22 protein-coding genes and 1 tRNA gene are annotated in these 25,250 nt (G+C 40.4%); 5 read left to right on the top strand and 18 right to left on the bottom strand.

Annotation, left to right across the window (positions count from 1 at the left end; translation table 11 throughout):
* Positions 1-84: 84 nt before the first annotated feature.
* The 6 genes from pdxT to PARA125_RS01930 form a co-directional block, all read right to left on the bottom strand.
* Complete coding sequence (gene pdxT / locus PARA125_RS01955) at positions 85-681, bottom strand: pyridoxal 5'-phosphate synthase glutaminase subunit PdxT (RefSeq protein ID WP_213157039.1); 597 nt, start codon at positions 679-681, stop codon at positions 85-87.
* A gap of 3 nt (positions 682-684) precedes the next feature.
* Positions 685-1,593: a pyridoxal 5'-phosphate synthase lyase subunit PdxS gene (gene pdxS, locus PARA125_RS01950; RefSeq protein WP_213157038.1), complete on the bottom strand. Its 909-nt coding sequence runs from the start codon at positions 1,591-1,593 to the stop codon at positions 685-687.
* 88 nt (positions 1,594-1,681) lie between these two features.
* A complete protein-coding gene (locus PARA125_RS01945; RefSeq protein WP_213157037.1) occupies positions 1,682-2,431 on the bottom strand; it encodes a putative quorum-sensing-regulated virulence factor in 750 nt (249 codons plus the stop codon).
* 33 nt (positions 2,432-2,464) lie between these two features.
* Positions 2,465-3,082, bottom strand: a complete 618-nt coding sequence (gene yihA, locus PARA125_RS01940; protein ID WP_213157036.1) for a ribosome biogenesis GTP-binding protein YihA/YsxC — start codon at positions 3,080-3,082, stop codon at positions 2,465-2,467.
* Entirely contained in the window at positions 3,079-3,522 is a 444-nt protein-coding gene (gene tsaE / locus PARA125_RS01935) for a tRNA (adenosine(37)-N6)-threonylcarbamoyltransferase complex ATPase subunit type 1 TsaE (protein WP_213157035.1), read from the bottom strand. Before tsaE ends, yihA begins: the two co-directional genes overlap by 4 nt.
* Positions 3,523-3,694: 172 nt before the next feature.
* The gene (locus PARA125_RS01930) at positions 3,695-4,417 is read right to left on the bottom strand and encodes a DUF2709 domain-containing protein (protein ID WP_213157034.1); all 723 of its coding nucleotides are present in this window, start codon (positions 4,415-4,417) and stop codon (positions 3,695-3,697) included.
* Between the two features lie 255 nt (positions 4,418-4,672).
* Between PARA125_RS01930 and PARA125_RS01925 the strand changes: the two genes are divergently transcribed.
* Positions 4,673-5,749 carry a Glu/Leu/Phe/Val family dehydrogenase gene (locus PARA125_RS01925; protein ID WP_213157033.1) on the top strand — a complete coding sequence of 359 codons (1,077 nt, stop codon included), beginning with the start codon at positions 4,673-4,675 and terminating at the stop codon, positions 5,747-5,749.
* A 593-nt stretch (positions 5,750-6,342) separates the two neighbouring features.
* Here PARA125_RS01925 and PARA125_RS01920 read toward each other — a convergent pair.
* The 5 genes from PARA125_RS01920 to thrS form a co-directional block, all read right to left on the bottom strand.
* Complete coding sequence (locus tag PARA125_RS01920) at positions 6,343-6,609, bottom strand: hypothetical protein (protein WP_213157032.1); 267 nt, start codon at positions 6,607-6,609, stop codon at positions 6,343-6,345.
* Positions 6,610-6,930: 321 nt separating this feature from the next.
* On the bottom strand, positions 6,931-7,461 hold the full coding sequence (locus PARA125_RS01915; protein ID WP_213157031.1) for a biotin transporter BioY: 531 nt from the start codon (positions 7,459-7,461) through the stop codon (positions 6,931-6,933).
* Between the two features lie 476 nt (positions 7,462-7,937).
* Positions 7,938-8,687 (bottom strand): pGP6-D family virulence protein, encoded by a 750-nt coding sequence (locus PARA125_RS01910; protein WP_213157030.1) that lies wholly within the window; start codon positions 8,685-8,687, stop codon positions 7,938-7,940.
* 55 nt (positions 8,688-8,742) lie between these two features.
* Positions 8,743-9,498: a ParA family protein gene (locus PARA125_RS01905; RefSeq protein WP_213157029.1), complete on the bottom strand. Its 756-nt coding sequence runs from the start codon at positions 9,496-9,498 to the stop codon at positions 8,743-8,745.
* 119 nt (positions 9,499-9,617) lie between these two features.
* Positions 9,618-11,543 carry a threonine--tRNA ligase gene (gene thrS, locus PARA125_RS01900; protein WP_213157028.1) on the bottom strand — a complete coding sequence of 642 codons (1,926 nt, stop codon included), beginning with the start codon at positions 11,541-11,543 and terminating at the stop codon, positions 9,618-9,620.
* 307 nt (positions 11,544-11,850) lie between these two features.
* Between thrS and PARA125_RS01895 the strand changes: the two genes are divergently transcribed.
* From PARA125_RS01895 to PARA125_RS01880, 4 genes are all read left to right on the top strand, one after another.
* A complete protein-coding gene (locus PARA125_RS01895; protein WP_213157027.1) occupies positions 11,851-14,820 on the top strand; it encodes a hypothetical protein in 2,970 nt (989 codons plus the stop codon).
* Positions 14,821-15,303: 483 nt separating this feature from the next.
* Positions 15,304-16,659: a putative porin gene (locus PARA125_RS01890; protein WP_249274123.1), complete on the top strand. Its 1,356-nt coding sequence runs from the start codon at positions 15,304-15,306 to the stop codon at positions 16,657-16,659.
* Positions 16,660-17,087: 428 nt separating this feature from the next.
* Complete coding sequence (locus tag PARA125_RS01885) at positions 17,088-17,906, top strand: hypothetical protein (RefSeq protein ID WP_213157025.1); 819 nt, start codon at positions 17,088-17,090, stop codon at positions 17,904-17,906.
* A 45-nt stretch (positions 17,907-17,951) separates the two neighbouring features.
* Positions 17,952-19,697 carry a hypothetical protein gene (locus tag PARA125_RS01880; RefSeq protein ID WP_213157024.1) on the top strand — a complete coding sequence of 582 codons (1,746 nt, stop codon included), beginning with the start codon at positions 17,952-17,954 and terminating at the stop codon, positions 19,695-19,697.
* Between the two features lie 582 nt (positions 19,698-20,279).
* Here PARA125_RS01880 and PARA125_RS01875 read toward each other — a convergent pair.
* The 7 genes from PARA125_RS01875 to PARA125_RS01845 form a co-directional block, all read right to left on the bottom strand.
* Positions 20,280-20,870, bottom strand: a complete 591-nt coding sequence (locus PARA125_RS01875; protein WP_213157023.1) for a peroxiredoxin — start codon at positions 20,868-20,870, stop codon at positions 20,280-20,282.
* Positions 20,871-20,920: 50 nt separating this feature from the next.
* On the bottom strand, positions 20,921-21,559 hold the full coding sequence (locus PARA125_RS01870) for an MBL fold metallo-hydrolase (protein ID WP_213157022.1): 639 nt from the start codon (positions 21,557-21,559) through the stop codon (positions 20,921-20,923).
* A tRNA-Arg gene (locus PARA125_RS01865) sits at positions 21,560-21,633 on the bottom strand.
* Between the two features lie 68 nt (positions 21,634-21,701).
* Positions 21,702-23,081, bottom strand: a complete 1,380-nt coding sequence (gene tolB / locus PARA125_RS01860; protein WP_213157021.1) for a Tol-Pal system protein TolB — start codon at positions 23,079-23,081, stop codon at positions 21,702-21,704.
* A 14-nt stretch (positions 23,082-23,095) separates the two neighbouring features.
* Positions 23,096-24,025: a hypothetical protein gene (locus tag PARA125_RS01855; protein ID WP_249274122.1), complete on the bottom strand. Its 930-nt coding sequence runs from the start codon at positions 24,023-24,025 to the stop codon at positions 23,096-23,098.
* Positions 24,026-24,033: 8 nt separating this feature from the next.
* Positions 24,034-24,456: an ExbD/TolR family protein gene (locus PARA125_RS01850; RefSeq protein ID WP_213157020.1), complete on the bottom strand. Its 423-nt coding sequence runs from the start codon at positions 24,454-24,456 to the stop codon at positions 24,034-24,036.
* Positions 24,457-24,466: 10 nt separating this feature from the next.
* Positions 24,467-25,192 (bottom strand): MotA/TolQ/ExbB proton channel family protein, encoded by a 726-nt coding sequence (locus PARA125_RS01845; protein WP_213157019.1) that lies wholly within the window; start codon positions 25,190-25,192, stop codon positions 24,467-24,469.
* Positions 25,193-25,250 lie beyond the last annotated feature (58 nt).

The raw sequence follows: 25,250 nt of genomic DNA, 5'->3' as shown, positions 1-25,250 counted from the left end.
TTCTCCTAAATGGCGAGAAATTATTTCTGCGAAAACCTTCTCAGAAGGTCAAAATCCTTTGCTACGCCATACCCGAAATATAGGTTAATTTTTTGCAGCAACCGAGTCTTTCACGAGCTTAAAAAAGTAGCGATGAATTGCAGTATGTTGAGAAAGCTCTGGATGAAACGTGGCTGCTAGGTGATGCCCTTGTTGAACAAGAATAGGAGTGTTATTAAAACTGCTTAACACTTCCACCTGCGCTCCATAGCTTTTAATCAAGGGAGCGCGGATAAAAATAGCTGAAAAGGTTTGTTTGGACTTCCCCAGAAAAATTTCCACTTCAGTTTCAAACGACTCTATTTGCCGCCCGTAAGCGTTTCGCTGCACCGAAATATCGAGAAGGCGCAAAGGATTAATTTCCCCTTTGTCAATTTCTGAAGCCATCAAAATTAAGCCTGCACATGTCCCAAATAAGGGTTTTTTTTTGGCAAATTCTAGAATAGATTCGTGAAGATGGATAGAATCGATTTGCTTGGAGATAGTCGTAGACTCCCCTCCAGGAATAATAAGTCCATCGCAATCTTGCAAATCTTGAGGGGTTCGAACTTCTTTTGTGGGAATAGAAAGCGTATGTAACATCTCCCGATGTTTTGCAAATGCTCCTTGTAATGCCAATACCCCAATGATCGGTGAATTCATCAATTACCAACCTCTGTATGCAAGTAATTCTTCTTTTTTGATTTGCTGGATTTCCAAACCTTCCATAGCGCTTAAAAGCCCCATAGAAATCTTAGCTAACATTTCAGGATTATGATAATAGGTGGTGGCGGCCACTATGGCTTTAGCTCTTTGGGGAGGATCTTCCGATTTAAAAATCCCCGAGCCTACGAAAACACTTTCAGCCCCGAGCTGCATCATCAAGGCTGCATCGGCGGGAGTAGCAATTCCTCCTGCAGCAAAATTTGGAACAGGTAGCTTACCTGTTTTAGCCACTTGCTGCACAAGGTGAAAGGGGGCGCCCATTTTTTTAGCTTCTGCCATTAATTCAGAAGGATCAAGCATCGTCAATAAGCGGATTTCGCGCATGAGGGCTCGCATGTGACGCACAGCTTCTACTATATTTCCCGTGCCGGCTTCTCCTTTTGTTCGAATCATAGCGGCACCTTCGCCTATGCGGCGCAAAGCTTCGCCGAGGTTGCGACAACCGCAGACAAAAGGGATTTTAAAAGGGGTTTTGTCAATATGGTTTTCTTCATCCGCGGGGGTTAGCACTTCACTTTCGTCGATGAAATCGATGAAGAGAGCTTCTAAAATTTGGGCTTCCACAAAATGGCCGATACGACATTTTGCCATGACAGGGATGGAAACTGACTCTTGAATTTTTTGAATTAATTCAGGATTAGACATGCGTGCAATTCCACCCTGAGAGCGAATATCGGCTGGGATTCTTTCAAGCGCCATCACAGCAACAGCACCTGCATCTTCTGCAATTTTGGCTTGTTCAGGTGTCGTGACATCCATGATCACTCCCCCTTTTAACATTTCAGCAAGGCCAATTTTGACTTCAAAAGTATTCTTTGCGGGATAATTTGTTAGTTTTTTTTCCACCATATCGGCTCCGGAATGCTATTCTTAAATTTTACAGAATACATATGCTAGACAGTATCGCAAGTATGGACAATTTTACGCTTGTATTTTTTTACAAATCGGAAAAAGGGCTTGCAGATTGTAAAAATAAGTTACCTTGTTTTCTTCGTTTCAGTTCGGAACGAAGGCTAAATAACAAATCTTGGTCAAAATTTTTGTGCGCAGCCCATTTTAAGTAGTCTAATGGGATCTCTTTTAAAGATCTTCCCTTATGCTTGCCAAGCGGCATGCATTTAAGTAAGATGGGCTTGGCTAAAATCTGGAAAAGGTTATTCATGGTTTTATACCGTTTCGCTAAATGCTTGAATACTTCGATGTTCACTAAAACATCGCTCATCGCCCTGTGGGCTCCTTCAAATTGAATATTAAAGTGCACGCGTAACTGCTCGAGTGAATTGATGGGGCTTTCTCCATAAAGCCTAGCTAAACGCAGGGTATCTAAATAAGGATTTTGCCGAATAGAACAGGGAATACCTGCCCGTTCAGCAGCCAACGCAATCAGTTCGATATCGAATAAAACGCCATGTCCAACAATTGGATGAGAGTGGATGATATCGAGAATTTGTGGGATGACGTGAGTAATGGAAGGTTTATCAGCTACCATTTCAGGGGTGATGTGGTGAATTTGAATAGAACTTTCGGGGATGGGGCATTCTGGATTTATCAAAGATTCAAATTGTTCAAGAATTTGGCTGAAGGTAAATCGAGCTACAGCGACTTCTATGATCCGATCATTGTGAGGATCTAAGCCGGTAGTTTCACAATCAATACAGACAAAGGTTGCTTTTTCTAACAAAGTCATAAATAAACTTTTTTTATATTTTTTAAGATCATCTTACATATGCTCTTCTGCAAGAGCGTCATTCATCATCGCAATTAATTCTTTTCTTCCCAAATTTTTAGGCACCGAATAATAAGCATAATGGATATTTTCGGCTTCAAAAGCGGAAAGAATTGCGCGGGTTTGAGCAACCTTTTGATTAGTGGTTACTTTATCAATTTTGGTAAAAACTAAAATCATGGACTTTTGATTTTTGATGACCCATTCTAAGAATAATTTGTCATCTTCATTAGGCAATCGTCTTATATCAAACAGAAATAAAATCAGTTTTAAGCTTTCCCTTTCTCGCAAGTAGTGGTCAATGAGCGGTCCCCATTTTTTGCGAACTTCGATAGGAACCTGAGCAAAACCATAGCCGGGAAGGTCTACAAAAACCAACTTATTGTCTACGTTGAAAAAATTTAACGCTTGAGTTTTGCCTGGAGTGCTCGAGGTTTTAACCAGATTTTTAGCTTGAAAAAGATGATTGAGTAAGCTTGATTTCCCCACATTGGAGCGCCCTGCCACTGCAATTTCGGGCAAAATATGACCCGCTGCATTTTTCACAAGCGGATATTTTTGCTGATTAACAGCCGTTGTGATGAAATGGGTATTTTTGAAGGAGTATGTCATGCAGGCTTTCCTGATTTGATGACGATATTGCGCCTATTTTCCCCCTTATGTTGAATTTCCACTGAAATGGCGTGGGGGGGGATTAAGGCCTGGATCCTTTCTGCCCATTCAATACAACAGATCCCATTCGCATAGAGCAAATCCTCAAACCCCATCCCCAGAAATTCATCGGCGTGAGGCAGCCTATATAAGTCAAAGTGGTAAATCGTTTTTTGACCTTCATAAATATTCATATAGACAAAAGTAGGGCTATTCACCTCTGTGGGCATATAGTTGGTTGCTCCAGCTACTAGTCCTTTAATAAAGGTTGTTTTTCCTGCTCCCAAATCGCCATAAAAACAAACAATGCTGTTTAAGGGAAGACTTTGGCCGAATGTATAAGCATATTGCATGGTTTGCTCTTCGGAAAAAGAAGAGAGAGTTTTAAATAAATCCATCATGTAAGGCATCCAAGGCATGAGAAATTGTTTAGTTCCCAGATGTTTTGAAGCTGAAGAAAAAATGGATGTAGCCGAGCAAGTATTGTTAAACCTAATAGATTGGCTTAAGCGCAGAGAGGTTAGCGGGTTCGATAAATTCAGCTTCAATAGGCGGGGAGAGGCTGTTATATAGTTACTCAACCCATTGCTCAACAAAAGGAGTAAAGTCTTCAATTTCCACTAGAGATTCCACAAAAGCAGCAATCTTATCTTCTTCCAATTGTTTTTGAATAAAGTTTAAAAAGCTTTCTTCAATTTGAAAGCGGTTTTGGTTGTGAACTTCTACGAGGGAAAGTTTTTTTAAGTAATTTTTTTCAAAATCAAGGATAACAGCTTGCTTTGTACTAAAAAGCTTTCCACTTAACACAGAAGAGTAAACCGCTTTTGTAATAGATTCTCGTGTTTTGGTTTTCGATATATAACTGCGAATTACTTCGGGATCTTCAGAAACAAAAAAGCGCTTTACGCGAAGCCCTCCCGCCCTTTCGGTATTTTCAGGGCATTTAGAAACCCAATCGTAGATTGCATCTTGTGGGTTAGGATGGGTGTTATCGCCGAAAACTTTACCTGTAAAGGGGCAAATGTAAACCTTCTTGGTTGCTTCATTGACGCTTAAATTATTAAATCCAATTTTGATCTCCGCTTCGTGCCATAATTTTCCCTCTTTCTCGAGAAAGTTGACAGCTTGATCAGTACTCTGGAAAATGGTTTTTTCTTTAGGAAAAAGAACAGGTGAAAGGTTGAACTTTTTTTCCACATAGCAAAGATAGGTTGTCACTAGATCGGCATGGGGATTTTCTTGGAGCAAGTGTAGTAATGCCGTTTTTATCTCATCGGTGATGACAACCTTAGTCATTGCGACCTCTTTTATATCATTTTTTTGATTCAATAAATTAATAACCGACTCACAGATTAACTTGTTTAGAAATTATAAATCAAGGTAATTTTTATAAATTTCTAGAGGAAATTTTTGTTCGTAGGAATGCCAATAGGCTTGATTCGGACCTTATTTTATGGTTTGTTTAAAGAGTGTTTAGGTAGTCAAAAAATCCCGAACCGATCAAAATAGATGTTTTGAAAATATCTCAAGTAAGAGGGAGTTTAGAATACAATGGTTTTAATAAAAAAGATGCAGGTACAAGGATATGAGCACGTGGTGGAAGGAATTGATCAAGAAAGTGGGCTCCATTGTTTTGTTGCTATCCACGATTCTTCTTTAGGGCCTGCATTAGGTGGAGTAAGAATTTATCCTTATAATTCCCCCCAAGATGCGTTAAACGATGTTTTAAGATTAGCAAAAGGGATGACCTATAAATCCGCGGCCATCACTACCGGTTTAGGAGGAGGAAAAAGTGTCATCATTGCCAACCCACGGAAAGATAAGTCAGAGGCTTTATGGCATGCCTTTTCAGAAGTTCTTAATTCCTTGGGAGGAAATTATATTGCCGCAGAAGATGTGGGAAGTTCGATAGAAGATATGAATATCTTACGTCTGAAAACACCCTATGTGGCAGCTTCTGATTCAGAAAAAAGCAGCGGGGATCCCAGTCGGTTTACAGCCCGGGGCGTCTACAGAGGTTTGCAGGCGGTAGCGCAAAAATTATGGAATCATCGCTCTTTGGCAGGGCGGCGTGTGGCGATTCAAGGGTTAGGAAACGTAGGGGCTAAGTTAGCGGATATTTTATTTTGGGAAGGAGCTGAACTTATTTTGACCGATACTGATGAGCCTAAATTAAAAGAGTTAGCCCTCTTATATGGAGCAAAAACTGTGCCACCTGCTCATTTTATGGAGGTGCCTTGCGATGTTCTTTGCCCCTGCGCGCTTGGGGCTATTTTAAATGAAGAGACCATCCCCCAGTTGCGTTGCCTAGCGATTGCGGGAGCCGCAAATAACCAACTCCGAACCTCCGAGGATGGGTGGCCTTTACTTGAGCGAAATATTCTATATGCGCCGGATTACATTATTAATTCGGGAGGGGTCATTAATGCGGCTGCGGAATATCATCCGGGCGGGTATGATCCCAAAGCTTCGAGAGAAAAAGTCGATGATATTTTTGATACGCTTTCCCTTATTTTTGAACGTTCTGAGAAAGAAAATAAGCCCACCAATCTGATCGCAGATGAACTGGCAGAAAGCAACCTTAAAAATTTAGTGGGAAAAAGAACGACCCCCATTATTTTCCATTAAGAGATTCGAAGAGGAGGAAATTTTTACATTTCCTCTTTCCCCCATCCGTGCAATTTGAATGGGCTTCAAATAGCTTTTTCTATTTATAAAGGGAAATAGCCTGTATAGGTTCTATCGGAAGAAAAATGGCTAAATGCCGTAAAGATGAGCTTATGGGCCCCCCTATTTAGCTTTTAATACTGAAAATAGGCTTAGAGGGCTTGTTTCCCCATTTCTTTGCTAGCTGAGCCAAAAGACCGGTAGGCATTCAAAAAAAACTCATATAGTGGGCTGGGTGCATGCGGGGCTTTCCCTTGGGAAGAATTTAATGCTAGCCAATTCATTAACACCTGGCAAATGGTTCGAAAAAGAATTATCCTAAGCATTAGAAAGCATTTATCAAAAGTGCTTTGACCTTCAACTGCTGGGATGGGTTTGGTAATTGAGTTTTTACAGCGCTCGCTAGATAACATGGAGACGCAACATGCTCGCGCTTTAGATTCTCGTCCTAAAGGAAGGAGTTTTTCCAGGCTTTGATATTTAACAAAGAAACAAATTTGCCAAAATTTATAGCAAGCAAGACCTGTAGGTGCATAAGAAGAAATTGGAGCAATTTAAATTACGGCTAAAATAAGTAAGGCCACTTTTAGTACCCCAATAGCTGTTAATATTGAAGCTTCTGCTAAAGCCATATTTTTAAGCTCTAAAGGCAAGCTCATGAAGTTATAGCAAATTCCGGAGAAAAATCGATTGATAAAAGGGGCGGAAAGGCTATCTCTAAAAGACAGAATGACTCTTGCAGCAGACCCTAGAATAGGATTGTCAAAAAGCACCCTTAAGGCTAAGCCCTGAACAGCTAAGCATACTGTGTTTACTGGCAAAGAAAGCGCACAGGCATCTCCTTTATGGATTCCTCCTCACTACAAATTTGCCATCTTAAACGCATTACCTGCAGCAGGTACTCAAAAGAAGAGCTATTAGCCTATAGGATTACAGCTGGCAATATAAACCATATACACACGTTCCTATTCTAGCTGACAAGATTTTTGGCATAAAGGGAGCGTAACTTTACAGCTTAGGCTTATAGACGGGACTACAGATGGCTCCCATTGCGTCCCCTATCAAAAGATGCAAATTGAGAACTAAAGGTAATTTAGGTCTCTTTCAAGATGTTTTGAAGAGCCATTCAAGCAAGCTAAAGATCAACTATTTTTAACCAGCTTGGATACGAAATAAGCTTTCCCCATTTCTCCCATTATAAAAGGGACAAAACCTAAAAGAAGGGATTTTTCCCATCCGATAAAAACAGAAAGCCAGCTAGTTCCTAAAAAGAGTTGTATCAGGCATGCAATGCATCCTCCTGCGAATACTTGTAAGGAAGATCGACGAGAGGATACAAAGAAACCCATGAGGTAAGCTTGAACCACCATTCCCACCAGATAGCCTCCTTTTAATCCTATAATAGCAGTAGGATCTGCCATGCCACCAGCTAAGAATGGGCATCCTAAACAAATCTCGGCTAAGTAAAGCATGACAGCATAGGCTCCATTAATAGGTCCTAACTTAGCTCCAATCAAAAGAGCGGCTAAGGTCTGTAAAGTTAAAGGCACAGGACTGAATGGAAGAGGGATTGAAATTTGGGCACTAAGCGCTAAAAGAAAAGAACTCCCCACGATTTGGAGATAGCGTTGCATGGGCGAATAATGGATGGAAGCCATGGTAAGGGTTTGCATAATCGTGCTCCTTATAAAATTATTAAGCGTTAGATTAGCAGAGTTACAAAAACTTTAAAAGAATTTTGAGCGTTTCAACGCTGGTTTTCGTTCTTCCCCATTTTTTAATCTAGGATTATGGCCCCACAATGGCATGGCGCCGATATTGACGCATCTTGCCGAGGTTTCAAGCCCCTGGGAAGAACGAAGGGGGCGTGCCAGCCAATGGAAAACAGCGAAAACCTAGGGCCGTAGATAACAAGAACGGAGCAAGGTTTTTCTCAATTCTTTAATACATTCCCTCAAAGGGCCTTCATAATTTCACCCAAAGTGTGGAAAGGGGCGAGCGTTTAGCTGGAAATCGCTATTCTGCGCGCCTATAGGCCGGTTTTAGCTTCTTTTCATGAGAGTTAGCCTTTTCCCAGCTTTTTTCAAATTCATGATTAGGCTTTCCTATTAATTCATGGGCACTATTCCTAGTTGAAACCCCTTTTATTTTATCGAGTTATTTTTTGGTTAAGCTGAATAGAAAGTTGTTCAATAAGCTCTTGCATTTGATTTCTTTCTGTGCGTGTTAATTGGAAAGCATGGTGTTTCACTAGTTTATGCAGACGAGTTAAGCCCTGGATTAAAATTTCTTTCACATTTGTTTGCCGTTTATCTTTATCAGGAAGGGGAAACCAGCTACGAATTTTGGCTAAAAGCTCCGTTTTTGTCTCCCCTTGGTATGTTTCGATAAATTCTAGCTTTTTCTCGAAATCTCCCTCTCGGCTTGCCAAAGTATAAACGGCTTGCTTTGGCATGGAATCGATCAAAGCATGCAGCTTTTTAGGGATCTTGGTATGAAGTTCATAATATTGCATGAAATTATAGGGAGTTTGCCTATTTCCATAGGTGGCGATTAACCAAGTTGTAAAAGCTCCTTCCTTGTATTGAATTAAAATATCATGCGCTTTTTTAATTCTTTCGCCATGTAGGATAATTGCTTGAGTGTTAATTGCCTTAACTTCGGATGTTAGCTGAATTAGCTTAGGAAGATCCTGCGCAGGATTTTGTTCGCCTGTGGTGTATTCTTCCAAGATTTTCTCAAGCAATTGCTTTTCTGGGTCGGAGAGGTCGGAAATGCTAAAAATGCCAGAAAAGCTCGTTAAATTGCCGGTGGCTGAAGCTTGAGCCATTTTAGCCATCTTTGGTGACTGACGATTTGGATTCAACCGTTCACTTAATAGAGCATTAACATTCGCCATATGCGTTCTCTTTAGGTTATTTTTTTTACCATGTAAAGCTGTTTTACATGAGAATTTAAAGTCTTTTGAGCAACTCTTTTGACATTGCTAGATAATCTTCTGCAGCCCGGCTTGTTGGCATCGTTTCAAAAAGGGGCTTTCCGAAAATAGAGGCTTCAGAAACGTTAATATCGCGCCTTATTTTTGTCTTAAGGAGTTTTTTGGGGAAAGTTTTCTCAATGACTTCGAGGAAAGCTTTATTACTTTTTCCACGAGCATTCCAAAATGACAAAACTACTCCTAATACCGATAAAGGGTGGCGTTGACTAAGACTTTCAACGAACTGAGATAATCTTTCTAGCCCTTTGATGCTATAAAATTCGGGGGTTGCACAGACTAGGGTATGCTCGGCTGCAATTAAAGCAGATTCTGTTAGCCAGCACAAAGAAGGAGGAGTATCAATGATGATGAAGTCATATGTTAAAGGGAGTAAAATAGTGCGCAGTTTTTCGTGGGAATAGCGATCAGTGGCTAACGTTCCCGTGACTTCTACTCGCTCTAGCCACGTATCAGCGGGGATTAAATCCAAGCCTGTAATACATGTCGGAAGTACCACTTCAGCTAATGCTTTGTTTCCTTGTAAAACAGGTGCTAGGCTATCGTTTTCATCGGGATCAAATCCCAAACCTGTGGTGAGATTAGCTTGAGCATCGAAATCGATCAATAGAACTTTTTTTTTATGATATTTCACCATCGCTGCTCCTAAATGTAAAGCTGTCGATGTTTTAGCTGTGCCGCCTTTAAAGCTGCTAATCGCAATGATCTTAGGCATAGTGAAGAAATAATCCTCCAGACAGATAAGTTTAACCTTGTCAAGGTATACTGCCAACTATTTGATTGAGATAGTCTTTAGCTCAGATCAATCAAAAACAAATGTTAGCAGTATAACGTTTATTTATGGTAAGGGGAAATCAAGGCTCGGGTCCGTTTCTCCTCAAGCATAGAGGCAATCAATGCCGCTGGCTTGATTTCTCCGTAAACCGCATTTTCTCTCGTTCTAAGGTTGATTGTTTGATTTTGGAGTTCCTGATCTCCCACGGTTAACATATAGTTGATTTGCGAGAGTTGCGCATTTCTTACTTTTTTGCTAACGGATTCATTAGATTCATCGATATCACAATGAAAGCCTGCTTCTTTAAATTGTTTGCGCAAGGTTCTCGCATATTCCACGTGCCGATCTGCAACGGGTATTAACCGAACTTGCAGAGGGCTAATCCATAAAGGAAAGCGACCGGAAAAGTGTTCAATTAAAATTCCAAAGAAACGTTCAATAGATCCAAATATGGCGCGATGAATCATAACAGGCCGTTGCCGACTCCCATCTTCGGCCGTATATTCCAAGGTAAACTTTTCGGGCAGTGCCATATCAAGCTGAATAGTTCCACACTGCCAAGTACGGTTGATAGCATCTTGAATATGAAAGTCAATTTTTGGCCCATAGAAAGCCCCATCCCCTTCATTGATGCGATAAGGCCGTCCGGTTTCATCTAATGCGTTTTTTAATCCTTCAGTAGCAATGGCCCATTCCTCATCTGTGCCAATGGTGTTTTTTTCTGGCCGGGTAGATAGCTCTAGGCGATAGGTCAGTCCAAAAGTAGAGTAAATTTCATGGGCTAAGTTAAGAACATTCAAAATTTCGCTACGAATATCGCTTGGTTTCATAAAAATGTGGGCATCATCTTGATGGAAGCTCCTCACTCTAAAAAGGCCTGATAAAGCGCCTGAGGGTTCAAAACGATGCACATTTCCAATTTCTGCTACTCTTAAAGGAAGCTCGCGATAACTGTGAATTTGACTGCGATAGTAAAGCATGCAACCGGGACAATTCATCGGTTTGATGGCAAAGTCTCGTTCTTCAATTTGAGAAGTGAACATATTTTGACGGTAGTTACTCCAATGCCCAGATAATTCCCAAAGGTCACGGGTCATCATGGTTGGAGTTTTAATTTCAATATAGTTTTTTTCATCTAAACATTGGCGCAAGTAGGCCAATAATTCATTCCAAACAATAGTGCCTTTCGGGTGGATAAATGGCATTCCCGGCGCTTCTTCTTTTAGAGAAAATAAATCGAGCTTTACGCCTAAAACTTTATGATCTCGTTTTTTTGCTTCTTCCACTGAAATTAAATAATCTTTTAACATCTTTCGATCTGGAAAGGTGATCGCATAGATGCGTGTTAACATCGCGTTTTCAGGGTTTCCTCTCCAGTAGGCGCCTGAGGTTTTAAGCACTTTAAGAGCTTTAATTTTGCCTAAGTTGTATAAATGAGGGCCTCGGCATAAATCGAAAAACTCCCCTTGTCGATAACCCGTAAGTGCTTCCCCTTCTGGAAAGCTTTCGATGAGTTCCACTTTGAAAGGGTTGTGGGCAAATGCTTTAAGTGCTTCCTCTTTATTTGCAAAGCTTTCTCTTTTGGAAAGGTGGTTTTCTTCAATGATTAGACGCATCTGCTCTTCGATTTTTTCGAAATCTTGATCGGAGATCGTTAAGTTTCCAAAATCATAATAAAAACCATTTTCGATGGGAGGGCCAATGGTTGGTTGGGCATTCGGCCATAAGCGTAAAATAGCTTGAGCAAGCACGTGAGCAGACGTATGCCAAAAAACTTCTTTTCCTTGGGGATCATCGAATGACCAAAACGTAACCGTATCACCTGCTTTTAAGGCATAACTTAAATCAACAGCCTTGCCATTTACGTTTACGCCTAAAGCTTGATTAGGGCCGTTTAAGTGAAGCTTATCTGCAAGCTCTTTTGCAGTGCTTTTTTCTGGCAACTCCACTTCTGATACTTTTGTTCCACTGACCTTCACGAACATGATATAATTTTCCTCAAAATAGCATTGAAAAAGTTGAATTGTGATTTTAGCGGATTTCCACATTATATCCGATTGTTTTGTTTAAAAAGCTTGATTGCAAACAATCCTTAGATTGTATACTCGGCAATAGTCAAGGGAGCTTTTTCGAAGTCTCTGTATCTTGCTTGTCTTTACCCCAACTTTTTTCCGCCTTGCTTTTTGTCCTCCTCAGTCGGATAAGCTAAAAAGTAAGACAAAAAACTTGTACAAATTTTAAAAATCTACAAGAAAAAGAAATTCGAAAGGGATCTAAATTAGAGAGGAACTTGTGGATTCAAATAAAATTGAACAACTCTTTTTACAGCTTGAAGCCTCCTTAGAAGATCCACGTTTATTCCAAAACTTATTTGCGATTGTCACAAAAATTAGGCAACATAACGATGCAAAAGATGGGGATAATTTAAAGCGTGTTTGTGCAGAAGAATATGAAGAATTATCTCGTCGGATGGATCGCTCTTCCCTTCAAGAAAGTTGCTCGGCTAGAAATGTTTTGCGCACAAGAAGGCTGGCGAATTTATTGATCAATGACGAGGGAGAAATTAATTTTTCGCTCATTTCCCCTTTAATGGAGCTTTTTAAGACTTATTTATATTCTTTAGGCCCCCATCGACAATACGATGCTAAAAGGCAAGAGCATATCCTGCATGTTTTATCTCTTCTATTAACCGACAAAGAGCTATCTCTTGCCTTGAAAAGTATCAGTCGCCCTTACCAGCATAAATTTGCCGATCAGATCATTCGCGATACACTTCAACTCCCTTCAAACATCTCTATCACGGATGCCCATGCGCGGCGTGCAGCTTTGTCCGCCTGGATGTGTTACTTGCGTCAAAATGTGGGATCTTGTTTTGCGACTGCTCCTGCCATTTTAGTGCATGATGAGCAGCCTAAACTTTTTTTAACTGACCTCAAAGAGATTCTGTCTACCGGCAGGTTAAAACGCACATTTGGAGGGATAGAATATTCCGCCCCTCTGAGTACAAGTTGGGGAGCTGGTGAGCTAAGAAGGCAGTTTTTAATCCTCAGAAATGTGGCCGAAGATTTTGAATTTTGGCTTTCTCCGGGGTTATTGGTCGCTTTTGAAAATGCTGACATTGTTTCAGCAGGCCTATCTTTAAAATCAAAAATCCAAAAAACAAAGCAAGCCGTTCAAAAAATTCTTAAAAATTATAAAGGCAATCTCCCCTACTTTTTGATCTCTGCCGAAGATTTAATTTATGAGGCTCTCTTAGGGCACTTAGGCCTGACGCAACAAGACTTAAACGATTATGCAAACCGCTCAAAAGGGATGCTTTATACCGATCTATTGATTCAAAGTATGCCTTCCGGGGGGCTTGCCAAAGTCTCAAAAAATCAAGCGTGCGCCCATTTTTTTGTTAAGCTTGAAAATGCAAGAAGTGCTTTTAAGGCCTTAACAGATAATGCTTTATTGAAATCGTGGGAATTTACTTTAGCTTCTTTTGCGGAAACAAAAGCCCATTTTACTCGCTGGAATTTATACTCGAGCTTGGGGTTTGCCCCGGAAGAACCGGGAGGAATAGGAGAGCGATTTTATCAGATGATTAAACAGAAACTAGATGAATGCAATCAGGCAGTCCAGGATCGTCAAACTGAGTATGAAATGTTATTTTCGCAAGTCAAATACTTAGAACAACGGATCGGGCGCGCTTCGACAGAACAAGAAGTTAAGTGGATGAAAGTGGAATATCAAAGTAAAGTTAACGAGCTGAACGTTTTACAAGAACTTAGGGATGAAATGCATGCTAAAGCTCGGCAGCTGGCTCAGCTTTTTAATGAGCTGATTGAAATGTACGATGAGCTATTTCCCTCCTATTTTCAAGAAGTCTATGATGCCGATATGCATGATGTGACCACGGGCCCTTATGATGATAGCCCGGCGGGCTTTCGGCTTCTATTTAAACATGGGAGAAGCAATACGTCACAATGGACGCTCATCCAAGATCAAAACGAATTTATTGAGGCCCTTGTTTCTTTTTTCATTGCCACCGAGAGCGAAATTCAAAATAATCCTCTAGCCTCGGGATTGGAGAGAGACATTTCAGAAATGATTTCAGCTGTAGTTGGCCACATTCGCACGCGTGAATTTTTAGAGACAGCTTTTTATCGAATGGCAACAGCTCATCAGACTAAAATAGTTAAAAATCCTTTGGATCATTTAGATAAAATTGAGAAAAAGCCATGGGTCTATACTTCGGGTGGCTCGATGAGTACGCTGGTTAGCGCCTACTTTGCGAGAGAACAAAAGCCTTCTGAGGTTTCTCGGTGGGTAGAAAACCCTATGGAACTCCTTGTTTTTTTGGTTGAAACCTTGAAGCAATTACCTCCTAAAATTCAAGATGAATTCGAACAGAATTCCAATAAATCGCTGTTGATGCATTCGCCAACACACGCCTTTCTTTTAAAGCCAGGCACTGATCGTTTAAAAGAAGCCTGGCGAGACGAATCCTATACCTATATTTGGCTTAGAGATCAATTTTTAAAGCCTGCTCAAGCATTTACTGAACAACTCCTTTTAGAAGAAGAGGCTGTTCAAGTTTTAGTAGAGCTAATTGCACAAAAAATCCCCCCTAGCTATCGCCATTATTTTCGAAAGGCATGTGCGCATCTTTATGGAAGAAAAAGTGTTTCTGAGCTAAGAAATTTGATCGCAAGTGCTTTTGAAAAAGATAGAAGTTTACAAAGAGGGAATCAGCCAGCCCTTTTGCCAGAAGAATTAGATAGCTATTTGTATAGCTGGCTTCCTTTATTCCCTCGCGAGCAACTTGAAGAGCGTGCTTTAGAAATCGTGAATTTATTGCCGGGATTTTCGTCTGGAATTTTAGAGGAAATCAAAAAAGCCGTAGCTAACTTAAATATCCTAACGCGTAAGAGTTACGCTTATCTAACAGCCCACCTTTTAAGAGAGATTTGTAAAAGCTTAATTTGCTTGGTTACTGAGAAAACAGCTTTTCCGATCGATTATCACAAGGAAATTAGTTTGGTTGCACGCAAGCTAGGCTATGCGACCCCCGCTCCTTTTATGTTTGCGGATACTAACTGGGTAAAAGAAGAATTTGGGTTTGTGATTAACCCAGGCACAGACAAATTAGAGCTGTGGCGGGTCGATCCTATTGGGAGCTCGGGGGCTCCTATGGCAAGTTGGGATAAATGGCTAGATGGGAGTCGCAGAGATTTATCTTGGGGAATTTACAACCATCCTTACGAATATTATAAATAATTCGAAAGAGTTAGCTTGCTTCTGATTTACAATAGCTTGCGAGCAGACTGCTTAAAAAGAACAAAGCAACCTATAGTCTTTTTCGACAACTTAAAATGCATTAAAACATAATAGATGTTGACTAAATCTCCTCAAATCCAGTAAAACGTTAGCAACGAGCAGTCGTTTTTGGCTTTACATCAGCCTAAGCATAAGCTTCCCCTGTAAGGGAACGGTAAAAAGCAAGGATCGCAACCGAATTAAATCAGTCGCTTCCAAAGCGAGATTGCCTGCTTTAGCTACGAAAGCGAAAAGGAATTTTACAAATTGTATTTACAAAAAATGTACTAAATCTTATATACGCCCTTAGCCCGTCATAGGGATTCGTGTCAATAAAGGGATAAAATAAGAGACCAGCCCAGGAGTCGCTTACAAGTACAATTTGGTGGGATTAGCAAAGAATATTTGAATAGAACTTAGCAACAAACAAAAATGGAGAAAATCATGAAACTTTTTAGGTATTTGTTGCCATTACTGGTAGCTCTAGGTTTCACTTCTTCTGCAATTTATGCAGATTCAGCTAACGATAAAACTGGCGACGAAGCACGCTTTAACGATGAACTCAATGAAAGAGATTGGGATGCTTTGCTAGATTACATCAATACAAAGCGCACAATCAACGTTGCTGAAAAAGCAAGCAACTTGACAGTTTCTGGCGACGTTCGTACAGAGTGGAGACACATGCAAGAAAAGCGTGACCACCACAAGTTACGTGGCACGACAACTATTCCAGAAAATTATCCAGGGAATGAAGCAGATTGGAAGCTTATTCCTCGCGATGACTATGACATGGAAGCAAACCTCACTGTTGAATATTCTGCCGACAGCACATGGGGCGTAGTTCAATTGCAATTTGATAACTCTGCGGGTATTGATGGAGTAGATTGTGCAACTTCTTCAGAAGCTCTACATGGAAGTGGATTTGGCGATTCAATCAACCTTAGAAAAGCTTATTTAGGTTATAACCTTTACACCAACGAAGGTGCCCGTTTTGATATTGAAATTGGTCGTCGTCCTCTTTACACAGTCTTTGATTCCAGCGTTCAATTTCTAAACCGTTTTGATGGTATCTTAGTAAAATACGACAGCAACTCCGAGTTTTTTGCTGATTGGTATGTTCATTTAGGTGCCTTTATTGTAGACGAAAAAGCTAGCCATGCTGCATTTATAGGTGAAGTTGGCTTACTCGATATTTATGCTTCAGGTGTTGACTTTAAATACTCCTTTATCGATTGGAAAAAACACTGGTGGAATAACCATGGAAAAAACCGTTGCAAAGTAAGCAACCCACGTGGCTCTAATTTCTGTGTATCTCAGTTCACTGGTTACTATCACTTAGATCCAGAAATGCTTTACGCACCAGCTCAAGTCTACGGTGCTGTATTGTGGAACACAGCTGCACGTAAACACCAACCTATCTTCGCTACTCAAGAGCAGACAGATTCTGGCAAGCATCGCCACAAGCGTGATAACTTTGCATGGTACGCAGGTTTCACACTCGGTGATGTAATTTGTGAAGGCGACTGGTCTGTAGATGTGCAGTACCAATACGTACAAGCTCGGGCTGTACCAGATGAAGATGTAGCTGGAATTGGGCGTGGAAACGTGCTTAACGAATCTTTATACAATGAAGGTCGTGGTAATACCAACTACAAAGGCTGGAGACTACAGGCTTTGTATGCTGTAACTGATAACCTCTCTTTAGATGCTCGTGTACAATGGTCCACACAAATCAGAAAGAGCCTTGGAGATCAGCACAGTTATTCAGAGTATAGATTACAAGCGATCTACGCGTTCTAATCAAGTCTCTTGAGCTAAGCTCTTGCACACAGAGGAACTATAAAAGGTTCCTCTGTGGCTATTTACATCCCTTATTTCCCCTCTTCTTGCTTAAAAATAAATAAGAGTGCGTTAATTTATTTTTAGCAAGACAATTCAATAAGCCATCAGTTATCCCAAGCTCTTGGAAAGTTCTTCGATCCTCCTTTTAATCACCTCTCATGCAGGAAAAAAAGGACGGCTATGAAACTTTTTTTGAAGCAAAAGAGCAAAAAAGCCATTTTTCATTTCTACACAATCTAAGTTGAACTTAAATAAAAATATTCTAGATTGCTAAACTCCAGTCGCTTCAGACTCAATTTGGGCTAATCTTTGAGTTTTTCTTTAAAAAAAAGCTTAAAAAGAAATAGGATGCAAATAAAACTTTTGACACTCTTTAGAGGCTAATTATGCACTATTTCAAGCTGTTTCCTATTCTTCTCCTCCTTCTCTTACCCTGCTGTGTCAAGCTTAAAAAGACAAATCTCCCTAAACCCTTATATGAGCGAGAATATAAAGCAGGGGGAAAAACAAGCACAGAAGATATTTCTCGTACAATCATGCTCTATGCTCAAGATTTGCGAAAAAAATACAAACATCTCATCTTGGAAGATTCTCAGGTAATCTTCAGTAATAGAAAACTCAACCGGATTCAACTGAAATTTACGACCCAACATGCCATTGAGGTAAGAGAAGCAAGGGAATTATTGGTAGAAGTGGTGGAAGACTTCCTCTACCTTTTTAATGGACAATACGCTCTTGTCGCACAAGCAGGTGGGGAGTTAAACCCTGAAAAATTGGATATCGCTGTAAATTTTGAATCGTATGAAGGGGTTTTTATTGATCCATTTTATGTGGGATTTATGACTCTTCATAAAGGATTAGTCAGCTTTTATGCGTTTGATTATAAAGATGTCAGGAGAGATGATTGGCATAAACGCGTGGAATATTATTGGCAAAGTCGCAACATTGTCAAGTTTGAGCAAGAATATTTAGATAGGGAAGATAAGCAAAAAGAAAAAGCTTACCTGTTAGATAACGACCGCTTTAGAATTTCAAGTAAAAGAGCTGGGCAAGGGACCACTCAAGCAGCCCCTTATAATGTATTTCAAAGAAACGAAGTTCCAGAAGCTGTAGTTCCAATGGGCCATCAAGTCCCTATGTTGAAAACTGAAATTTTTGATCTATCTTCAGGCAAACGTCCATTAAAAGCAGAAATTCAACCGTAGAGATAGTTAAAGGCATGGATTGTATGATAGGATGCAAACACAATTATGCAATTGAATATTTCATTAATTAAAAATAATTTTTTAGAAATTTATTCGACTTTGGACCAAGGAGAAGCACTTGAAAAATGTTTAGTGGGGAGCCTATGGGGAAATCGCATTTATAATACCCAATCGGGGTGGGGGAAAATATGGAGGGTCGTATACTTTTTTGCGGGAAAACGTCTCCGGGACCGGCAGTTGCAGAGAGCTTTTATTAAAACTCAGCAAATTTTTGACCAGCATGTTAAAATGATCGAAGAATCTGCTGGTCACTATAGCCATTATATTATGCAAAAAAGCCTAAAAGCCCCCATAAATGATAATGCCTATCTAAAATGTCGGCAGCTATTGACTAAATGGTTTGATGCTACTGACCCTTTTCTTAAACAGGTTTATAATAAAAATCCACGCCTTCAAAATTTTTTTAGAAAGCAATTAAGCCCTCCAGAAGAGGGTGTTTCTTCAGTTTTTAATTGTAAAGAGCTGTACCTCCACATAAAGACTCTACAATCCATTTTAGATGTAGAAGAGCTGTTTCAAGGGCCGCTGCCCTATTCCATTTTTTATAAGCTTTCACACGGACAAGAGATAGGAGAAGAGGAAAAAGAGCAGCTCTATAAATGGGCCGATTTTTTAAATGAAAATAAAAATAAAATGGCAGTTCGCTCTTTTCACCGTTTTTTGAAATCTCTGGTCGAAGAATTTGGCAGAAACCAAGCTTCCAAGCCTAGTTTAGTAAAATTAGAAATGAGCCTTGTGGAACATCGCTGCAATTTTTTCTCACAAGAAGACCCTCTGCACCTTGCTTGGCGAAGCCAATTAAAACCAGGTGATACGATTTTTATCAATGGAAAACCCTTCGTGTTAGGCGATAGAATTGGCGAAAAACTGCAAGGATTTGATCGGACTATCCATTTTGCTATTCAGGGAGACACTCAAAAAATTGTGACGATACCCGTCAATGAAGCCATTTTGGGCATTCGTAAAAGCTTGGAAGCTGATCAGGGCTATGTGCTTAAAATGCCTACAATCTTTGAAATTGATGCAACGGGAGCTTGCGCGATTGTGGAGCGTTTAACCACCCCATTAAACCTTGACTGGAAAAGCCAAAGGGAACAGTTTTCGAAAGAAGATGAAGACCAAGTGGGGCCTTTAGCTACCCTGATCTTATGGCTAGTAAAACAGCAAATTTCGCCTGCTTACTTATCCCCCCGCCATTTGATGTTTAATGAGCAAGGTGAGCTGAAAACTCTAAAATTGATATTAAAAACAAACTCGTTCGATTTCAACACATTGCAAGCTTTTGTTTTAGAATGTGCTGCCGGGAATTTGCGTGTCTTCCAACATTTGATGGAAGCCTCAGACCTGCACTCGCATGCTTATGCAAGGTTTTATGAAATCATTGTGCGGAATACGTTAAAAGAAAATCCTCAGCCTATTGAAAGGCTAGCTAATCAATATTCAATTGTGGATTCTTTGATTATGGAAAGAGCTGCAAAGCTTGCTCAAGAAGTCAGGCAGCTGCGATTAGAATGCATGGATAAGATTAGACAAGCCTCAAAAAAGAACGAAGCCGATTTATCTAAACTCGTGGCTAGAGAAATTTTATCCCAATACACCAGGTCTAGTGCGGCAGGGGTCATTTGGCCAAGCTTAGCTCCTCTTATTCAAGAAAATGTGATGCGAGAAGCGATGACCGCCAGAGTAGGTCATAAAACGAATAATGTACAACGCACCTTGTCCTTTAATTAAAGCTTGCTCTCAAGCATGATCAATTTTTTTTATGCAAAAAACTTATCGTAACTTCATGTACCTGGCCTATTAAAGTTGGGAAGCAAAATTTTCTCAACGATTAAAAAGGTAAGCCATCAATAGACTTTCCGATATGGAAGCAATCTGGGGTAGGTGATCCACTTTGAATCATAGCAGCTGCGCAATCAAATTATACCGTGATGGGGTGTGGAGAAGCTGAGAAAGGAGAATTTCAGATAGCTTATTATTGCAAGACACTTTCCCATTAGTGGAATATTTAGGGAATCCTCCACCCAAAAGTAGAGGATTGCACTTGGTTATGCAAGCTTTGCTTTACCGGCGCGATCTTGTTTCTTTTCTTGCCAAGAAAAAGGGATTTAGCTTTCAGGATTACTTAGAAGGTCTCCGCCTTTTAAAAGCCAAATTTTTCTCACGCCAATAGATGCGAGAGGTATTCCAGGTGCGGGAGATTCTGAAATCATTTATGCTCTTAACTTGTTGGGCAAAATCTATCCCAGCATCCTTGTCCTCCTCGGAGCAGATTTATGTGACTACTTATTAGATAGCCCAACAAGGTCGTAATTAGGCTTGAAAAGCAAAGTATTTTTTAAGGCCTTCCTGCGTGGGAACCATGCTTTGCTTACCCACTTGCCAGTTGGCTGGGCAAACTTCTCCGTGCTGTTCAAAGTTAAGAAGGGCATCTATAATGCGGATCGCCTCATCGACCGAACGACCCAAGGGGAGGTCATTGACGACCTGATGGCGGACGGTTCCTTCACCATCGATTAAAAATAAGCCTCTATAGGCAACCCCTTCAGATTCGATTAAAACATCGTAATCCCGCGCAATAGTTTTATTAATATCCGAGACAATCGGGTAGGTGATACCTTCAATTCCCCCTTTGGACTTGGGGGTATTTACCCAGGCATAGTGAGAATAAGGACTGTCAACCGAGCATCCAATCACTTGCGTATTTCTTTTTTCAAAAGCTTCTAATTTTTCTTGAAAAGCGTGGAGCTCGGTTGGGCAAACAAATGTAAAATCCAACGGATAAAAAAATAGAACCACATTTTTACCTCTAAATTGAGAAAGGGAAAAATCTTGGACAATTTTATTCTCGACAACGGCTTTTGCAATAAAGTCTGGGGCTTTTTTTCCCACTAGTACTCCCATAAAATACCTCCTGGTGGTGAGCAATGGTATAAAACATTGTAGAATGGAAATTAATGATGATCAAAGAGTTTTCTTGCATTTGGTAGCCATGACTCAGCGCCAATGGTTGTCTCTAGCCCATGTCCTGGATAGACTTTCGTGGAAGCAGGCAATTGAGTTAATTTATCCAAGGAGTTCCACATTTTTTCTGGTTGACTAGTCGGAAACGAAAGATTGCCAATAGTGCCTTGAAAGAGGGTATCGCCCGAAATTAAGAGGTGTTCTTGGGGGCAATAAAAACAAACGCTTCCTGGAGAATGGCCAGGTGTATGAATCACTGTGAAAATGGCTTGCCCTACTGTAATTTGTTGGCCCTCATCTAAAAATTGATCGGGGATGACCCCTTCAAACGCGATCCAGCAAGGGAGCCCGTCGCTACCTGGATGTTCGAGATTAGGTGAATCTAACGGATGGATGGCGACTGGAATATGGTATTGATTTTTAAGAGGCAAAACCTCTGCAATATGATCCCAATGAGAATGAGTGAGTAAAATGAAAGTGGGAGTTAGGCCCTGAGAAGCCAAGTAGCTTGCGATAACTTTAGCGCTGCCGACTCCAGGATCTATAATGGCTGCTTGATGTGTTTTAGGGCAACCTATCACATAAGCATTTGTTTCAAAAGGACCCGTTGGAAATGCTGAGATAATCATCGCACTGGAGAGGACTTGAACCTCTAACCGCCCGGTTCGTAGCCGGGTACTCTATCCGATTGAGCTACCAGTGCAGAAAAAAAACAAGTTTGCAGAATAAAGGGGTTTTTTTCAAGAGAAAATACTCCACACCCTAAAAAACTTATCCTCCCCAGAAAGGATAATGCTTTTCTCCTTCCCCTGCTCCCACTTTAGTTGGTTTGGAATTTTGCAGGCCAACTAAATAAAGGTAGTTAGAATTGCTGTCTGTACAATTGTAAATCAGCATTTTACTATTAGGGGACCAAGAGGGATTTTCTTTATTTCCACTTCCAAAGGTAACTTGCTTTTCCTCCTGTTTGCGTAAATCGTAAATCCAAATTTGCCGGGTGCCTTGCGTTAAGGAAGAATAGGCAATTTTTGTTCCATCGGGGGACCACGCGGGAGCTGTACTTTCTCGGGAATATTTTGTCAGCAACTTAGGCTTTATATCTTTTAAAAGCACATTTTCCCCGGGAATATCGAGTATGTAAATCCGGGGAGAACCGTCTTTATTAGAAACAAAAGCGATTTGTTTACCATTAGGACTAAAGGTGGGGGTTCCCTGCACAGATTGGCCACATGAAAAAATTTGGCGGGGTTTTCCCTCTGTTCCTTTTTCAAGGGATAAAGATTGGATAAACAGGTCGGGATTTCCTCCGGCATCACAAATAAAAGCGATCTGGTTTCGTTGGGGGGAAACCCTAGGCATCAGTTGATTGCCTCGCAAGTAGTTTAGGCGGCGCCCTACCCCTTCATTTACTTGAGCAAGGTAAATTTTTGGCTGTCCGTTTTTATAGGAAGTATAAATCATATTGCCACTTGAAAATCCTGGCTTAGCAGGAATATAGCTGGGGGTAACGCAATATCCATGCGTTTTATGGGTGGTCAGCTTTCTAGGATTGTAACCATCGTAATCGGCTTCCCAAATTTCTGAAGTCCATTTTTTCTCGTGAGTGGAATAATCGGGAGTTTTAACCGTATAAAGGATACGTGAAGTTGCAATCCCGGGTTGATGAAAAAGCTCTTGATAGAGCGAATCTGCAATTTGGTGTATCACTCTACGGTCATCGTTCAAATTGCCGGTAAGGATCACTCCCTCAAAGCGCTTGACAACGCGAGATTCTTTAATGGCGACTTCTCCTGAGAGTCGGTGCTGATTTAAAAAGAGCTTAACAACCGCATAAAAAGGGACTGTTTTCCATTGTTCTTCGGTAAATGGAAAAGAAGCTTTAGTTAAAGCATCCCATCTCTTTTCAGAAGAGCACACATAACTCATTCCACTGTGATTCAAATCAAAAATTAAAACAGAAGCAAGTTTTTTGATGTAGGCGGCATCTAAAGAAGGTTGCTCTAAATGAGGGGGGGCTACATAAAGGGGAACAAGTTGATCTTCTGTATTCAGGCGAACAATAAAATTGTTTCCTTCTTCAAGGGCAAAAGCGATTTGAGAGATTAAGAGGCACATAAAGAGAAGAGAAAAAAGCATTTTGTTTGGAGACATGTCGGTTCTCATGGTTAAAAGGGTAAGGCCTCATGACTTAAAGTCATGGAACAAGTGTATGTTTGCTGGGTAGGAAAGCGTTCTTGCCAACTTGGAAATTTTAAATTTGGAAGAGACTTTTCAATTAACTCTCTATTTAGACGGCTTTCTGCATATACGATTGTCAATTGAACAACTTCTCCCAAGCGATTTAAGGTTAATCTGAGTTTTACATCTCCAGGCTCAATCAAATGCAGATGTTTTTTTAGGAAATAAGCTAGCTCTTCGCGGTATTGGGCTTCAATAGAAACTTGCATACCTGGGTGTTCATGATCTAATTGGTCAATATTTAAACTTTCGATTTTGCCTAGCGAAAATGTTGGAGTAGGCATTTCCGAGATTGCCTTAAGTTTATCATTTTTTGGCTGAATTTTTGCAATATTTTCTCTAGCTATAGACAAAAGCTCCTCTTTTTTCTTAATTGTAAGGTCAGATGTTTCATTTGAGGGGGAGGCCTCGGAAGCGGAAAAAGTTTTGGGTTTTTTGGCAGGAACAGTTGAATTTTTTTGAGGAGGAGCAAGAGGTTGGCTTTCTGATGGTTTAGAGGTGGATTTTTTGGGGGCTTCAACCACGGGCTTGTCATTGTTTTTTGTTGAGACTTCAACTTCTTTTAAGCCGTTAGTTGCAGGCTTTTCTTTCTGTTTCGAAGGAGCCGGTATGGGTGGGGGAGGTGAAGAGTTTGCAGCTTCTTTTCGCATAGAGGGGTTAGAAATTTGAATCACATTTGCACGGGATTGAGGAGCCAAAGAGATCGTGTGGATAGTCATGCGCTTAGGAGCCACCAATTGAAGAGCTGGAGAACCAAACCCATAATAAGCCAACGCCAGGGCCACAAGGTGAAAAAATACCACCGCCGCGGTAATTAAGCAAAAAGGCTTTCTGAGTGATGAGGATACAGGAGGCATAAAAACACTTAAGAGGGGTTGAGAATCACGTCCATTTTGGCAAAACCTGCTTCTTCTGCCGCGTTTTTTACCTTTTGGTAAGTTCCAAAGTAAGCTGTTTGGTCGTGGAATAACTGAGGCAATGCCTCTGGAAAAAGTTGTTTCTGCCGAAGAAGCAGTGCAGGCAGATCAGTTAAAGAAACTAACTGCTTGTTTAAAAAAATTGCATTATCTTTTGTGACATGGATATGAATGGGGCTATTAGTTTGAACAGATGAGACCTCTTTGGAAGCATGAGAAGCATGTGCAAGCTCAATTTGTTCCATTTCCATCAGGGGGGCTATAATGATAAACATAATTAAAATAACAAAAACTACGTCAATCAGGGGCGTTAAATTGATGACGGGTTCTTCAATGGTTGGTTTGGCGTGTCTTTTTCGGAAATTTTCCATATTCGTTCTCTTACTGCGTATCAACTCGACGGTATTGCATCTCAACAGAGGCAAGAATTTCATTAGCAAAATTTTCCAGCTGCATTTCGAAATCGTGCAAACGATTTTTTAAATAGTTATATCCAACTAGAGCTGGAATAGCATCGATTAAACCTAACACTGTGGTAGCAAGAGCCATGGAAAGTCCTCCCAGCACCATTTGATGAGCGCTGCCTGAACTTCCGTGAAGTTCAGAAAAGGTCATTAAAATTCCCCACACTGTTCCTAATAATCCTAGAAAAGGGGCTAAGCTTACAATCGTAGAAAGAAGAAAAAGGTTTTTTTCTAAGTGTTTAATTTGCTGAGTCACTTCTGAAAAAACATGGTTTTCGATGAAAGCCAGGTCTGCTTTAGAAAGATAGGAAGTGGCACTTTCCTGAGGGGCGAATCGCCGGTTTTTGTTTAAAATTTCCACTGCATATTTTTTCATTGTGCGATATAACGCATAAAAGGGATTTTCCAAAGCTCCCCTATATTCAATATTTAGGGGATTATATTTGTGCTCCTGAAAAAGTTGAGAAAAACTAGAGGCTGAGGATTCTGCCGTTCTCGCTTGCAAAACTTTAAAGAGAATGATAATCCAACTGACAATTGAGAGCAAAATTAAGGCGATAAAAATGCCTTTTCCTAGAGTATCCGAATTAATAAAAGCGTTAAAAAAAGGATTACTATGGGATAATATTTTCTTTACAAACATTTGGAGATCCTTTATACTTAATGTTTTCCTAATTGAAAACACAACTGAAGATTTCTTA

This window comes from Parachlamydia sp. AcF125, from assembly GCF_018342475.1.
Taxonomy (GTDB): domain Bacteria; phylum Chlamydiota; class Chlamydiia; order Chlamydiales; family Parachlamydiaceae; genus Parachlamydia.
The sequence above is the reverse complement of the archived record's forward strand: the minus strand, read 5'-3'. Positions and strand labels throughout refer to the sequence as shown.